Source organism: Nostoc sp. CALU 1950, assembly GCF_051172895.1.
GTDB classification, from domain to species: domain Bacteria; phylum Cyanobacteriota; class Cyanobacteriia; order Cyanobacteriales; family Nostocaceae; genus Nostoc; species Nostoc edaphicum_A.
The window spans coordinates 15,161-30,264 of record NZ_JBDNJQ010000097.1; the positions used below are offsets into that span (position 1 = coordinate 15,161).

Sequence of the window (15,104 nt, forward strand, 5' to 3'; positions counted from 1 at the left end):
AGGCAGAAGGCAGGACGAGCAAACTCCAAGAGGATTCGACCCTTAATGATTTGGAGTCATTAAACGGAAATTCAGTGATATTTTTAAACCGCAAGCTTGCTCTGGTCACTTTACTGAAGTAGAGTCCAGTTTTCCTCCCACCTTCTAGCCTCAGCAAAAACTGCCTTTCTTGATAAATCTTGCTGATACTCCCATAAAAGAAACAGAGGGGAATCTTCTCAGGGTATTGACCCTTTGCCCCTTATCTCCTTTGTCTATCTGCCTTTCCCTCGACTCCGTTGCCTTTTTCTTAGTTATAATCGGGCAAAAATCTTAAAAACTCAAAACTCTTTAGGTGTTGTTGTTGAAAAGCATCAAGGTCAGCAAGAGAATGAGTTAAGATCAGATACAAGTGGGTAAAAGTAAAACCAAGTCCCCGGACTTCCCAGTAATGCCAATGACTAAAAGTAGGCAAATTAAACAACCGCAATCAACGATTGTTTTGGAGTATTCTTTATTACATAATGGTAGGAATGACTCACCAACAAATATGAACCTGGTTAGGACAGGTGCTGAATTGTTTGACTTCTATGAAGCAGACATTCCCTAGAATCAGCCGGAGGGAGATTTAGTTCATTGCGAGAGCAACCATTGATTGATGACCAAACATTTCTCAATATTTTGACAACTACAGGCAAGTTTTGGGATTGGGTCATAAACTCTACTTGTTGTTCCCAACAGTGAAATTAACCTCCTAAAGGTGTAATGTAATGGGGTAGAACCCAGATTTTGACAGGTTTAACTACGTTGTTTAAAAAGGCAGAAACAATACATGCTACACCGCAAGATTTATCAACTGTGTTGCGATGGGCGCGAGGTATGTGTTTTCTTGCGGGACCAGCAACGCTGGATTGAACGCGCCCGCATCATAGACATAGAGGGAGATTTAGTGACCCTACGCTATGAAACAGAAGAAGAAGACGAAGTTTGTTCTTGGGAAGAAATGGTTCGCCTCGAGAGCATTGGTGCTGTAACGCAAAAATTGGCTTCAGTACCACGCGGGAATGTGGAACCTTTGATGACTGAAGATTGTCCCGAAGCTGAACGCATTCATAACCGCTACACTGACTCGAATCCAGAATAATTAATCAGTGCTGAGTGCTGAGGGTCGAGTGCTGAGTAATAAATCCTAACTCAGAACTCAGAACTCAGGACTCAGGACTAGATAAACGTTCAAAGGCAGGACAGTAACCTTCAAGAGTTACCTTGAAGTTAAACAACGGGGAAGCTGGGTTCCAACACCGCTGCCCCCTTTGGTGTCGGCAAGTACCACAACAGTCTACATCTGTCCATGTATAGCGATCGCTATTTTGGCTGAGTAATTCTCGTTGAGACAATCCCCTTAATACTAGTTCTTCCCCTTGCCAACGAGCTTCGATTAACCCAGTATCAGCAAATTGCCGCCAACGCGGATCAGCAGTAATCACATCAGGTAGGGTGATTGTGATTACTGTTCCCAACTCCGTCAGTTCGCCTTCGTAGTTAGTTTCTGGCGCTGCCGGTTGCAAAAATGTATCGCCAATAAGCAGTTCTACTAAAGTGTTAGCTGCTGGTGAATGTACATGGTAGCGGTTTTGCAACTCTTCTAAGCTAGTCAGGTCTGCTAAATAAGCAGGAGAACCGTGGACAAAAATCACATGCTGGGGTCGCAAGTTATGAATTAGCTGCGTAGTACCAGGGCCATCACTATGTTGAGCTAAAAGATAGGTTTCGACAGTGGTGGGTGCTAAATATTCTTTGTTAACTTTTATATCAATTTTTTCTGGTAACAGGATCAGCCAAGGGCCGGTGTCTAGTTGGCAATGTTCACCTAAATCAGATGTAGAGTCGGTGAGGACTATACAAGGTGATTTGCCCACAGTGGGACGATGTTCTGGTTGTAAACGACGCACGCGGGGACGTACCCGTTCATCCCAAAATAGGGGTTGATGGCGGGCGAAGTTTTGCACCGATGGGGGAAGGTGGGGTAGCAGTTCTAGGTAGGCATCACACCCAGTAGCAACAGCACCATCTACCCAGATATCTAAATCTCGTCCGGTGAAATGGTGATGCGATCGCAAGAGCATTAATAGTTCTTGACCCAATCCTAAAGCAGGGGTGGGAAGGATTACAGAACAATGATCAGCGATAGCGCGATTAATTCGCTCTGCTAGTTGATTTTCTTGGTTACGGCGGTGAGGATGACGGGATGTGCCATAACTACCTTCAATGATTAGCACATCCAAGTCTAAACCCCGCAGTTCCTCTAAACGCAAACCTTCTACCAGGCGGGAGTTGGACAGGAAAAAGTCCCCTGTATAGAGTAGCTTGTAAATACGCTGCTGAGTGGTGTAGGTAAGTAGAATTGCCACTGCCCCTGGTAGATGCCCTGCGGGAAATAATTCTGCCACCAGACCTTCTTGGAATTCCACAGGCGATCGCAACGGCAAGGCATGACAAAATTGGGAAATTTCTTGAGGGTCTTGGTCTAGCCAATTCAACGGCAGTAACTTGCTAGTCACCTCACTACCATAAATAGGTAACTTGGGAAAAGCTTTATGCAGTGCCAGTAAGCCTCTAGAGTGATCTGGGTGGGCATGACTAATCAAAACTAAATCCGCTGGTAGGGGCGAATTAGCTCCACGTACTGACTTATTAAGCCCCTTACTCAGCGATGAAATATCTTCCAAACCACAATCCAACAGAATGCGGTGTGGGCCCATTTTCACCAATAAACACACGCCCTCATCGTCATGCTGGACACTATAGGGGAAACATTCTAATTCACTACCCGCTTCCGCAGCATCTACGCGAGAGGATGCCGACAGATTATCCCTCATGCTCTCCTCCCCTCAAACCTCATCATCATGGACATATCCCAAAATCCAAAAATTACACAAGTTTTGGTTTTGTGACTTAGGGGTAAGTTTTATCGTGCGCCCCTACACCCTGAGAATACAGATTTTTGATTGGGGAGGACGCCTCCACCGAACCCGCACTGGTTCGGAAAGGTGGGCTAACGAGAAGCCATCAAACTAGGAACTCAAGGAGTTTGCCTCTGTGTATTTTCCCTTTGCAAGTTTTGAGCGCTTTCAGCCAACTCTCCCTTTGGGAAGTCGCCCAAGCGCCTACAGATTTATCTCAATGTGCGGAGCCATTGCCGTGATAGTTATCTGAATCATAAAATCCATTTTTCGTACCAAAAAATAAGCACGAAAGCGTGAAGATAACTGTTAATCCAGCTAGAATCAGCTTTACATCCATTTGTTTGCCGCCCCTTACTCAAGACTTTCCTATATTAATTTAGTGCTTCCGCAATCAAACGGAATCACTAGAAAATCTTTACTATGCTTATGTGGATTGGACAATAGGTAAATTTACCGCAATCAGTCAGATTGTAGAACCTTTCGGTTCACCTGTCTATCCATCTAGATGTGAAGCAATATGACAGCGATGTCTACGATGGGCTACGCCTACGCAATCCTCTACAGTCCGTAAAAATCCTCATCTAGAATAGGCGTCACCAGAAAATAATGATGCGTTTCCACTCCTATGTCTAGGTCTGCTCAATCGAAAAAGGAAAAACCGTGAGATACTCACTCTCCTCCGGCATCCGAACCCCAAACTTATTCAATTAGATGTCAAAAAATGAGTGAACGGACAATTTAATAAATAATTTTATAATTCTTAACCCAATATAAACTTATTCAATAAATTATTTCTGCTAATTAAACTAGATGTAAAAAAATGAGGGAATAGACATTTAAGTAAACAATTTTATAACCCTTAACCCGCTCTAAACTTATTTAATAACCAACTTCTGCTAAAGTCATAAAAACTTCAGCATCATTAATATATGTTAATTGTTGGTACTCGCTTTGATGATGTCCTAACTGGTACTTCTTTGGATGATATTGTGCTTGGTCTTGCGGGAAATGATCGCATTATCGGTAGCATCGGCAATGACACTCTTGTAGGAGGATCTGAAACAGATACAGCTGACTACAGCGAATTGGGTCAGGCTGTGACTCTAGAAGCTGCTGGTGTTGTCAACAAAGGTAAATCTGGTAAAGATCAGCTATTAGAGATAGAAACTATCATTGGGGCAAAAGGACAAGCCAATGCTATTGATGGTTCTATAGGCACAGCAACAACATCATTGAATGTCAACCTGTCAACCAATAGTCTGATTGTCAATGGTGTTCCAGGATTGGGTACTTTGACTTTTAAAGTTCAGAACTTTGTCAACGTCACTGGCACTTCACAAAATGACACCATTATCGGTGATTCAGCCAATAATTTGCTCGAAGGTGGAAAGGGCAATGACGAAATTTTGGGAGGTAATGGCAATGATACTGTACGCGGTGGTGATGGTAATGATGTGATTGGTGGAGGCAGCAAAGGTGTTATCTTTGCCTCTCGCCTTGGAGATGGGAACGATATTGTAGAAGGTGGTAGCGGTGATGACATCTTAATTGGAGGAACTGGTAATGACCTCATAGATGGAGGTATCGGAAATGATACGGCTGACTATAGCGGATTGGGTAATGCTATTAGCCTCGAAGCCGTTGGTATCGTGAACAAGGAAGGTATATCTGGGAAAGATCAACTCGTCAAGATTGAAACTATCATCGGGGCAAAAGGACAAGCCAATGCTATTGATGGTTCTATAGGCACAACAACGACATCATTGAATGTCAACCTGTCAACCAATAGTCTGATTGTCAATGGTGTTCCAGGATTGGATACTTTGACTTTTAAAGTTCAGAACTTTGTCAACGTCACTGGCACTTCACAAAATGACGCCATTATCGGTAATTTAGCCAATAACTTACTCAGAGGTGGAAAGGGTAATGACCAACTCTCAGGTCTTGATGGTAAAGATACTTTAGTTGGTGTTGATACTGCAAGTGTTCAACCAGGGATAAAGGAGATAGATATCCTAACAGGTGGTGCAGATCCAGACACATTTGTGATTGGAGATGAAAAAAATCCTTATTATGTGGGAGGTGGAGGATTTTTCGGTCTTAATGACTTTGCTTTTATAGGAGATTTTCAGACAGGACAAGATAAAATCCAACTGAAAAAACTTGAAAACTATATTTTTGGTAGCAACTACATTGCTATTGGCTCTCCATTTGGGTCAATCACGAACGATACATTGAGCAGTGAAGACATAAACGACCCTCAGCTAGAGTCAACTGTTAACGAGATTATTAAAAACAATGGCTCTAAAAATTCCTTGAGTCTTGGTGTTTCGTTAGATACAACAGAAAACAGCACTGACTCTTCTGTGATTTTACCTCGTTTTGATGTGATCACCATCCTCGCCAATAACTATAGCCTGAGTGATATTAAATTTGTCTAAAACACTTAAATTTGGAAGTTTACTGTAATAGACATCTGGTAAAAAAGAATGTAGAGACGTAGCAGTGCTAAGTATCTACAAGGATTTCAGGTAACGCATAATTAACTCCACGAGATATTTATTATGGGTGCGGTGGTTCTTTACCAAAGCCATAGCGCAGTCATCCATACATAATCTAAGTTTGGAAGTTGTCGATGTAGCTAAATTTTACTGGTACTATCACCAGTCTCAGCAGGGTGGTAGTTGTGAAACCGCCAATTATGGGCGGTTTTCACATGAAACATTTTTATCACTCACAGTTCCACCTCCACTCTGTCTATGCATATCAATCTTGATTTTTTCTTAAGAAAACTTGAAGTTTATTTACTTCTATCAACTATGAGGCATTTAATAGTAAACTCTTTCAGATGCAACTGTATATAATACTACGATTCTACTAAGAGTAATTACTAAGAAAAATGCTTCAAAATTTTATGTAGATTAAGCTACTCTAGGTCACACACTAGATGTATTTAGATCACCGCCAACCAAGGCTTAGATATGAAAAACTGATAAAGCGAATCTAGATTTATCTAATTAAAATATAAAATATTCATGTACTTTTCTACACTAGAAGATTATTTTTTATACGCAACCCATAATTACTCTAAAGCCTTTGTGTTGCCAGAAAGTCATCTATTACCATGTAATCCAGGTATAGGTTAAGCTAGCGTCCACAGCTACAGGTGAGTTACAAAGGAGCAAACTCCATTGCTCTAAATTCCACTAAGGGTGGCCCTGATTATGGAATTTTTAAATCAATCAAATCAATAAATAATTGGTATTTACCAGAGTAACCAGATATGTTCAATGCCACTGAAATTTTAATTGATGCCTTTGTAAATGAAATTCGAGATGGCTACCGTCGCACTTATGGCTGCTTCAAAAATGATTATCAAGACATTATCGCCTGGGCTGGTAACATGGCTTTGGAAAATATTGCCAATAGCGACGCCCTTTACCACAATGTTGAACACACTGTCCTTGTCACCCTAGTAGGGCAAGAAATCTTACGTGGCAAACACATTAGGGAAGGCGGCGTTTCCAGTGAAGATTGGTTGCATTGTATCATTTCCTTAGTGAGTCATGATATTGGCTACGTTAAGGGAGTTTGCCGGCAAGACCGAGAAGCAGCAGGTTTATATGCCACAGGTAAAAATGGCAAAATGATTTCTGTAGCTCCTGGCGCTTCTGATGCTAGTCTGACACCCTATCATGTTGATAGAGCCAAGCTCTTTATTGATGAGCGTTTTGGAGGTCACAAATTAATAGATGCTGAGGCAATTAAGAGCAATATTGAATTAACTCGATTTCCCGTGCCTGCGGCAGAAGATCATCAAGATACAAAGTGCTTTGCAGGATTAGTCCGGGCTGCTGATTTGATTGGTCAACTAAGTGACCCACGTTACCTAAAGAAAATTACGTCTTTATTTTACGAGTTTGAAGAAACTGGTGTAAATAAAGTTTTGGGCTATAAAACTCCTGCCGATTTACGTAATAACTACGCTAAGTTTTACTGGAATGGTGTCTATCCCTATATCCAAGAGGGATTGCATTACCTATCATTGACACAACAAGGAAAACAAATTCTTGCTAATCTCTACTCAAACGTGTTTGTTGTGGAACATGAAAAACAACAGGAAGAACAGCAGCGGTATTTGGAGAAGTTAGGAGTTGCGAATTAGGAGCTATTCAATTTGGGATTTTAGATTTTTTATTCAATCCAAAATCCCAAATTGGTAGAGTTGGGAGTTTAAGAATTATTAATGATGAATTATGAATTAAGATAAAAGCTTAATAACTCATAACTCATAACTTATAACTCCTAACTACTATGGATTGGTGGCGACGACTTAAGAAAAATCCTTTGGCACGATTTGGGGCAATTTTGCTGTTAATTTTTTACATAGCAGTAATTGCAGCTGATTTCGTAGCTCCTTATGACCCCTATGCCTCACAGCCTAATGGTTCACTGCTGCCACCAACTAAGATCCACTGGGTTTCTCAGTCAGGGCAGTTTATCGGTCCCCATGTTTATCCGACGACTCAGGGAGATACTAATTTAGAAACAGGCGATCGCAAACTCATTGTAGACTTCAAAAATCCATCACCTCTGCGTCTATTTGTCTCTGGGCCAGAATACCGATTGTTACAGATGAGTTTGCCATTACCCCCGAAGTGGGATGAAGTCACGATCTTTCCTGGTATCCCCTTAAATTGGCATTTATTTGGGACAACAAGTGGCACAAAAGTCAACATATTAGGCACTGATGACCAAGGGCGCGACCAATTTAGTCGCCTCCTACATGGCGGTCGTATCAGTATGTTTATCGGGATTTTTGGCATTATCATTACCTATCCCCTTGGTTTGCTCATCGGGGGAATTTCTGGCTATTTCGGCGGTGTAACTGATAGCCTGATTATGCGCTTGGCAGAAGTGCTAATGACTTTCCCTAGTATTTATCTTTTGGTGACATTGGGCGCAGTCTTACCAGCGGGTTTAAGTAGTACCCAGCGCTTTTTGCTAATTGTGGTGATTACTTCGGTTATTAGCTGGGCTGGTTTAGCACGAGTCATTCGGGGACAGGTATTATCACTTAAAGAGCGAGAATTTGTCCAAGCAGCGCGGGCAATGGGTGCGAACCCACTTTATATCATCCTCCGCCACGTTTTGCCGCAAACGGCTAGTTATGTAGTTATCTCTGCGACTCTTGCAATTCCCAGCTTTATTGGTGCAGAGGCGATATTGAGTCTCATCGGCTTGGGCATTCAACAACCAGACCCATCTTGGGGAAATATGCTTTCTCTGGCTAGCAATGCTTCAATTTTGGTATTGCAACCTTGGTTAATTTGGCCACCGGCTGTGCTGATTATTCTCACAGTGCTGGCATTCAACTTACTCGGTGATGGGCTGAGAGATGCACTTGATCCTCGTAGTTTGAGGAGATAAGCGTTTAGAATAGCAAATTGAGTCGCCAAAATAGCAAATGCGATCGCTGAAATAGCAAATGCGATCGCAGAAGTAGCAAATTGAGTCGCCAAAATAGCAAATGCGAACCCCGAAAGAACAAATGCGATCGCCGAAATAGCAAATGCGTACTCTGAAATAGCAAATGCGAACCCCGAAGTAACAAATGCGATCGCCGAAATAACCAATGCGATCGCCGATATAGCAAATGCGTACTCCGAAATAGCAAATGCGTACTCCGAAATAGCAAATGCGAACCCCGAAATAACAAATGCGAACCCCGAAATAACAAATGCGTACTCCGAAATAGCAAATGCGATCGCTGAAATAGCAAATGCGATCGCTCTACTCTACTGTTGCAAAACCCAACGGCGGAACAGTTCTACCATAATCCGCCAGTTTCCCTGAATTTCCTCAACGACATCATGACGCTTCAGAGTATTCAGCGCTTCCTGTAAATCAGCGTCATTCATACCTGTAGACTGAGCTAAGGCATCCAGACTTAGCCCCTCTGGGTAAGGTGCAAGTATTCGTACAATTGCTTGTTGACCCTCAGCACCCCGCGCCGCCTGACCCCAAACCCCATCAAAGTAGTAGCGTCCCCGTTTGAAAAACTCAGGGTCATTGATAACTGCTTCCACATCTTCTAGAGTGAAAACTGCGTCACGCGATCGCCCTTGCTCAAAAACAAAGTCATTGTAGCCGCGCACTAGCTGAAAACCCAGCAGTTGTACTAAATATGGTTGACCATGTGTCAAAGCATAAATTTCATCTAAAGCTTCCGGGATGTAGTCGAGGGGGAAGTCTTCATTACCTGGGTTAGCAAGAATTTGGCGGGTAGCTGTACGTTCTTGAAAGCTTACATGAATAGGAATGACACTGGCAAAGAAGGGTTGAAAATAATCTGCTGTCATTTCTTCTAAGGTGTGCAAACCAGCAAAAGCAAAAGCGATTTTAGAACTCATTTGCACTAAACCCCGCAGAAAACCCATAAAGTCAATAGGGATTTTTTTCGCTTCAATTAAATCTTCAATTTTCTCGAATTCGTCTAAGGCGATGATTAATCCGCCTTCTATGTTTGCTTCAACCTGTTTTAAGTAGCGTTCAAAAGTCCGGTAGGGAAGATTTAGTAAATCAGCATCAGCTGGTGGTGGAAGTTTTATAGTTTGAGCAATTTCATCACAAATTGCCATTAGTACTTCACCCACACCTTGGGGGCTATCTCCCAAACGTAGCAAGTTGACATAGGCTAGCTGGATTTGTGAGCCTAGACAGTTAGCAGCGTTAAGCAGAATAGAAGTTTTGCCCATCCGCCTGTGACCGTAGAGAACTATAGACTGGAGTTGATTACCCATCACCCAGAGTTCTTCTAACTGTCTGATGATATCTTCTCGCCCAATAAAGAGATGACCTTGAATCGGGTCGCCTACAACATAAGGATTAACCACAGGCTTGGTGATGGAAATTTCTCCCACTTCACCAGTGATTTGTAAAAGGCTTTCTTTCCAAGTTTGAGTGATATCTATAATTAAGCCTCGCTCTGCTTGCGGCAAGGTGTCGGCTTGATTTAGGATTTTTGTTAGTTCACCTAATGCTCGATTGAGAGCTAAAGACCTAGCTGAACGTGAGGCGCTGCGATTAACAAACTGCACATCCTCAACAACTCGACGCAGATTAGTAAGGATTTTCCAAGTAATTGGACGTAAAAGCGGTTCCTGTGGAAAAGGAGGAACTTGGATAGCTGCAATAGAGGCTGGCTTTTGAGCTTTATCAAACGCCGCTAAAGTTTGGGCAAGAGTATACATTTCCTCGCCATAGAGAAGAGAACGCACTACTGTAAAAGCCTCTACTGCTTTCACCAATTCTTTTTCATGCAGATGCCAGAAACCAGCCGCAGCAGCACGAGCAGGAGTATCTAAGCGAGTGTCTGTATTAAAACGAGTCTGTAAACCTTCTCCCCAAGAACGAGGCAAGAAAAAGAACCAGAGAAAAAAGAAGAAATCTCTGACAAACCTTGATTTTAGGGTTTTATCTAGAGAAGCTGAAGCAAAACGTACTATATTCCAATCAAAAGGATTTGCCGCCAGTCGAGAGACAGCCCAAATAAGTTGGTCAGAGGGGATTTTGGCAAGTACTCTATTGACTGCTTGGACAACAGGAATGAATTGTAGGGTATATGCCAGCAGTTCATTCGTATTATATAAACCTGTTTCCCAATCATTTTGTAACCAATTTTCTAAGCGCCCAACAAGATTAGGAAGGGGAAGCGGAGTGATGCGAGGGAGTAGCCAACTACCGTTTCGGATGATTCGCAAGTTTAAAGTTGAGCCGATAAGCCAGGTTCCTGGACGCAGTACCGCCACGCCGAACGCAATGCCTCCGGCTACACCTACCATAATGCCTCCAGCTACACCGAACGCCACGCCAAACGCCGCGCCAAACGCAATGCCTCCAGCTACGCTTACCGAAATGCCTCCGGCTATGCCTCCAGCTACACCGAACGCCACGCCAAACGCCACGCCAAACGCCACGCCAAACGCCACGCCAAACGCCACGCCAAACGCCACGCTAAACGCCACGCTTTCCTCCACACTTCCCTCCACCCCCAACGCCATGCCTACAACTACACCGAACACCACACCAAACCAGTTAATGGAAATATTTACAGTCTGAAAAATTAGATATATAGCTAGAGTTGTAACTACTGTTAAAACTAATCCTTGAAAAAGCAACTGACGTTGAATAGCATTTTTACGCAGTAACTCCCATCCCTTTCGCCAATTAATTTCCCCTTCACGAATATACCCACCCCCAAACGTGTCCACATACCACCGCAAAGCTTGGGGAAAGAAAAACACCCAGTATAAAAGGCGTAGATAATCCAAGGGATTCCACAGTGACAGGGGACGCTTTAACTTGGGTGCTAAGTTTAAACGCAGTACAGGGGCCATTATTCAGCCTCCATGATCACCCGTAAATAACCTAACCCCCAAGCCCCTTTCTTTACGAGGGCAGGGATTGGGGGAGAGGTCAAAGCGATGTCATTCATTGCAAACTCTCCGCATACCGTGAATAAGTTCGATAACACAATTGCATCAATTTGCGAGGATGTCCGCCACTTTCTTGGATGAGTTGCATTATTTCCTCTTCTGTAAAACTCACAGAAGTTTTGGCTAAACGACTGGTAATAAAAGCACGCATAGTAGCTTCATCCCAAGGATGAATGTGTTCCTCTTGGCAAATACCTGCCAACGGAGAAGTATTACCTTGCTCCTGACTATCGTTAAAAAGGTTGTTCAGAGGTTCGGTGGCAGCTAAAATCAGCTTCAACGGGGCATTACTTCCTTCAGCTAAACCGCGCAAATAATCCCTTATTTGGCGAGAAAAACCTTCGCTTGTTAGTTTTCCTACATTGTCTATAGCCAGTAGTATTTTCAAACTTCGCAAATTGCGGGTTAACTGATAGTCCTTACTTTCGGGTATACCAATCTCATAGCACAAATCACTATAAAATTGACTTTCATTATGAAGTAAATTCAGGTCTAAGAAAATTGGCTGACGTGATGATAGCAGGTAATTTTCCGCTTTTTGGCAAATCGCCCATAACAAAGATGATTTGCCCGTTCCTTCGTCTCCTATAAGAGCTACACTGCTACCACTGTTAAGGACTTCAAATACCCGCCGGATTTCACGTTCCCGTCCAAAAAACAGTTGCGAATCTTCAACTCTGCCTGAGAAGGGGATGAAGGGGTTATTTGTGACTATGGGAGTTCCTTCTCTAGTAAACTCGCTCCGATCTTTTATCACCTTTTCTGTACTTACTAGCAGTTCAGGTTTGTACTTGAGAAATAAAGCAAAAAGTTCACTGCGGCTTGAGGGGCGATCGCTTGATTTGCCAGTTGTATCAAATGCTCGGTAAATCCGTTCTACGTGCTTTCTAACAGTAGCTTCTTGAATTTCCAATTGTTCAGCAATATCTAAATCTGACTCGCCAGCCAAGACGCTTATCAACACCCTTTCTTGTTGGGGTGTCAGCTTGTTGAGTGCTTCAGAAAATTGCTGTTGATCCATAATTTCTCATTTTACCTTGTTTTTTACACTTTTGTGACTATCGCTTTGATAAAACTTTTGATGTGCATACACAAAAATATAAAACATAGATTTAGTCTTTCTATCTATTTAGTAGATTAACCTTTACTACAATTGCATTTTAAGGGTTTTAGAAGAGATTAAAATCATTTGGCGTTTTTGTGACCTTAGAAATCTTGACATTTTCACATTTGTGACCTTAAACTATTAAAAGTCACAAAAAGCTATGGCTAGATGTGGCTATAGTGATTAACCAGTGACTCATAAAAACTTCAGGAGCTAGTCACATGAAGGCTTTTACAAAAAAAATCGTACTTGCTCTCATTGCTGCTATCGCTACCATAGCGGCTGCCGGAGTGCCTGCCATAATGGGGTCTGACAAAAAATCTTCTCCAGAACCAAAGCCCTCTGTCACTACCACTTCTACAACGTGTGACAAAGCTATTGCTGCTAAAGTATGCGTTGATAATCTAACTGTACAGTTTAATAGCAACGAACCTCAGCAAGTAAAAAATCGCGATCACATAGCTCTAAAAGCTGGAGATACTCTAAGATTATCAAACCTCAGCTATTGCATACCATCTAAAGCTCCAGTCAATCGCGTAGAAGTAAAAGGTTATCTGTTTCCAAATGGAGTTGAGAGTTATAAAAATGGAATTTTCACTCCTAGTACCTTCCCGATTAATGCTGCTTGTCATAATATTGGTAATTTTCAACAAACCTGGAAGCTTGAACCAGGACAGCACCGAGTTAGCATACCCATTATCAAGTCTGTTGGCACCAACAGAATTGTTGAGAGTAGTTTCTACTTTAACTTGGATGTAGGACAATAATTTCAGTCTTCTGTTTAAAAGCGAAAGAGAGTAATAGTTTTATGGCTTACAGCGAGTTTAGTTTAGCTAAAGCAAAACAAGACTTTAGTTTAAGCACTTTAGAGAAACGCGGTATTTTCGCTGGTGTTTCTGAATTAACAGTGAGTAATTTACTTGTAGAAACACTCAACTATAATCTCGATATTGCTTTAGGAAGTAATAGTGAAAAAGCTCGTTCTGAGTTAATTATTGCTCCCATTTTAGTTGATTTACGCCGACAGTTACACGAGCAAGTTAGTTTATTTTCTGGAGTAGATTTTACTGTCGATAATAGTAAAGGATTAAACGGCACTTGCGATTTTATTATTACTAAATCTCCAGAAATTCTCATTTTGACAGCACCAGTAATTACAGTTGTAGAGGCTAAAAAAGAAAATATTAATGCGGGTTTTGGTCAGTGTGCAGCAGAAATGGTAGCAGCCCAAATTTTTAATGAGCAAGCTGCAAGTGAGATTAAAACAATTTACGGAGCAGTCACAACGGGCAGTATTTGGCAATTCCTCAAACTAGAAGAACAAACATTGACCATTGATTTAAGCGAATATTATCTCAAAGATGTGAATAAAATTCTGGGGATTTTAGCCAGTGGTATTTCTCAAGAAATTTAACAAAATGTCCGATAGCTTAATATCGAATTCGCGGATCTACATAAGCATTTAAAATATCAATTAAAATGCTGGCACTGACAACGATCGCACCAAAAAAGACTAGCACTCCCTGGACTGTGGGATAATCACGATCTGCGATCGCTTGATACAGTCGATTAGCTAACCCAGGCCAAGAAAATGTTACCTCTGTCAAAATCGCTCCACCTAACAGAGACGCAAAGGTTAATCCCAAGACTGTAATCACTGGAATTAGAGCATTTTTTAAAGCATGAGAGGCTAAAATCTTATTTTCACCAATACCTCTGGCTCTAGCGGCTTCTACATAATCGGCTTGCAAGGTTTGCTTCAAATTCACTCGCACAATTCGCTCAAAAATTCCACTGAGCAAAATTCCTAGTGTGAGACTCGGTAGGGCCAGATGGTGCAAAGATGTGAAAAACTGAATGAAATTTCCACCGAGTAAGCTATCGATTGTATACAACCCAGTGACAGGAGTCGGCGCTGGAAGATTGGGCGGAAAGCGGTTGGAATTAGGAAACCAACCTAGTTGGACGGAGAAAATCAACTGCAAAAGCATTCCCGCCCAAAACATCGGGAGTGCGTAGGTGATGATCCCAAATAAGCGCCCACCAACATCGAAATATGTCCCAGGACGAGAAGCCGAAAGAGTCCCAACCGCAATTCCGACGATGAGTGCAACCGCCATACTACACACTGCTAACTCCACCGTCGCGGGGAAATATTGCCCAATTATGTCCCAAACATTTTGTCCGCGACTCATTAAAGAAGTTCCTAAGTCAAAACGCAGTATGCTTCCCAAATAATTTAAGTACTGTAGCCACAGGGGAAGGTTTAAACCAAGTTGTTTTCGCAATTCCTCTTTAGCGGCTTCTGGCGCACGTCCACCAAGAATTGCATCTGCGGGATCTCCTGGTGTTGCTCTTAGTAAGAGAAATACAATGGTGATGATTGTTAATAGCTGAAGTGGCGCAAGAAGCAACCGAGAAACAATGTAATACTGTAAAGCTTTAGAACGAGACATAAGCAATTAAAAGTTTAAAATTATAAATGCAGTTTTTGTAACTATCTTAGAGGATGTTTGAAAAGTCGGGAATGTTGTAAAAAAGCTCTCTCGGTATAGG

Annotated in this window: 11 protein-coding genes; 6 read left to right on the forward strand and 5 right to left on the reverse strand. The window is 42.1% G+C overall.

The genetic code is table 11. From position 1 onward, the window contains the following. The first annotated feature begins 811 nt into the window (after positions 1-811). Positions 812-1,123 (forward strand): DUF6679 family protein, encoded by a 312-nt coding sequence (locus ABF638_RS23675; RefSeq protein WP_012408115.1) that lies wholly within the window; start codon positions 812-814, stop codon positions 1,121-1,123. Positions 1,124-1,187: 64 nt separating this feature from the next. On the opposite strand, the gene ABF638_RS23680 is transcribed toward ABF638_RS23675, so the two are convergent. After that, positions 1,188-2,858 carry an MBL fold metallo-hydrolase gene (locus ABF638_RS23680; protein ID WP_435025394.1) on the reverse strand — a complete coding sequence of 557 codons (1,671 nt, stop codon included), beginning with the start codon at positions 2,856-2,858 and terminating at the stop codon, positions 1,188-1,190. A gap of 1,016 nt (positions 2,859-3,874) precedes the next feature. Between ABF638_RS23680 and ABF638_RS23685 the strand changes: the two genes are divergently transcribed. The 3 genes from ABF638_RS23685 (at position 3,875) to ABF638_RS23695 (ending at position 8,375) form a co-directional block, all read left to right on the forward strand. Next, complete coding sequence (locus ABF638_RS23685) at positions 3,875-5,386, forward strand: calcium-binding protein (protein WP_435025395.1); 1,512 nt, start codon at positions 3,875-3,877, stop codon at positions 5,384-5,386. An 842-nt stretch (positions 5,387-6,228) separates the two neighbouring features. Further along, complete coding sequence (locus ABF638_RS23690; RefSeq protein ID WP_181932025.1) at positions 6,229-7,110, forward strand: Npun_R2479 family HD domain-containing metalloprotein; 882 nt, start codon at positions 6,229-6,231, stop codon at positions 7,108-7,110. 149 nt (positions 7,111-7,259) lie between these two features. Continuing rightward, positions 7,260-8,375, forward strand: a complete 1,116-nt coding sequence (locus ABF638_RS23695) for an ABC transporter permease (protein ID WP_435025396.1) — start codon at positions 7,260-7,262, stop codon at positions 8,373-8,375. Between the two features lie 4 nt (positions 8,376-8,379). On the opposite strand, the gene ABF638_RS23700 is transcribed toward ABF638_RS23695, so the two are convergent. The 3 genes from ABF638_RS23700 to ABF638_RS23710 all read right to left on the reverse strand — a co-directional run bounded on the left by ABF638_RS23700 (position 8,380) and on the right by ABF638_RS23710 (position 12,464). Further along, positions 8,380-8,622: a hypothetical protein gene (locus ABF638_RS23700; RefSeq protein ID WP_435025397.1), complete on the reverse strand. Its 243-nt coding sequence runs from the start codon at positions 8,620-8,622 to the stop codon at positions 8,380-8,382. Between the two features lie 121 nt (positions 8,623-8,743). Next, positions 8,744-11,344, reverse strand: a complete 2,601-nt coding sequence (locus ABF638_RS23705) for an AAA family ATPase (protein ID WP_435025398.1) — start codon at positions 11,342-11,344, stop codon at positions 8,744-8,746. A 94-nt stretch (positions 11,345-11,438) separates the two neighbouring features. Then, entirely contained in the window at positions 11,439-12,464 is a 1,026-nt protein-coding gene (locus tag ABF638_RS23710; RefSeq protein ID WP_435025399.1) for an nSTAND1 domain-containing NTPase, read from the reverse strand. Between the two features lie 305 nt (positions 12,465-12,769). On the opposite strand from ABF638_RS23710, the gene ABF638_RS23715 reads away from it, so the two are divergent. Further along, positions 12,770-13,315, forward strand: coding sequence for a hypothetical protein (locus tag ABF638_RS23715; RefSeq protein WP_435025400.1), 546 nt, complete (start codon positions 12,770-12,772; stop codon positions 13,313-13,315). A gap of 41 nt (positions 13,316-13,356) precedes the next feature. Continuing rightward, positions 13,357-13,962 (forward strand): hypothetical protein, encoded by a 606-nt coding sequence (locus ABF638_RS23720; protein ID WP_435025401.1) that lies wholly within the window; start codon positions 13,357-13,359, stop codon positions 13,960-13,962. A gap of 16 nt (positions 13,963-13,978) precedes the next feature. Here the strand turns inward: ABF638_RS23720 and ABF638_RS23725 are convergent, their stop codons facing one another. Continuing rightward, complete coding sequence (locus ABF638_RS23725; protein ID WP_181932019.1) at positions 13,979-15,004, reverse strand: ABC transporter permease; 1,026 nt, start codon at positions 15,002-15,004, stop codon at positions 13,979-13,981. Positions 15,005-15,104: the final 100 nt, after the last annotated feature.

What these genes read in the sequence shown, in the direction of transcription:
- ABF638_RS23695 (WP_435025396.1), top strand. Translation starts at nt 7,260, where the DNA reads ATGGATTGGTGGCGACGACTTAAGAAAAATCCTTTGGCACGATTTGGG.
- ABF638_RS23725 (WP_181932019.1), bottom strand. Translation starts at nt 15,004, where the DNA reads ATGTCTCGTTCTAAAGCTTTACAGTATTACATTGTTTCTCGGTTGCTT.
- ABF638_RS23710 (WP_435025399.1), bottom strand. Translation starts at nt 12,464, where the DNA reads ATGGATCAACAGCAATTTTCTGAAGCACTCAACAAGCTGACACCCCAA.
- ABF638_RS23715 (WP_435025400.1), top strand. Translation starts at nt 12,770, where the DNA reads ATGAAGGCTTTTACAAAAAAAATCGTACTTGCTCTCATTGCTGCTATC.
- ABF638_RS23675 (WP_012408115.1), top strand. Translation starts at nt 812, where the DNA reads ATGCTACACCGCAAGATTTATCAACTGTGTTGCGATGGGCGCGAGGTA.
- ABF638_RS23705 (WP_435025398.1), bottom strand. Translation starts at nt 11,344, where the DNA reads ATGGCCCCTGTACTGCGTTTAAACTTAGCACCCAAGTTAAAGCGTCCC.
- ABF638_RS23690 (WP_181932025.1), top strand. Translation starts at nt 6,229, where the DNA reads ATGTTCAATGCCACTGAAATTTTAATTGATGCCTTTGTAAATGAAATT.
- ABF638_RS23720 (WP_435025401.1), top strand. Translation starts at nt 13,357, where the DNA reads ATGGCTTACAGCGAGTTTAGTTTAGCTAAAGCAAAACAAGACTTTAGT.
- ABF638_RS23685 (WP_435025395.1), top strand. Translation starts at nt 3,875, where the DNA reads ATGTTAATTGTTGGTACTCGCTTTGATGATGTCCTAACTGGTACTTCT.
- ABF638_RS23680 (WP_435025394.1), bottom strand. Translation starts at nt 2,858, where the DNA reads ATGAGGGATAATCTGTCGGCATCCTCTCGCGTAGATGCTGCGGAAGCG.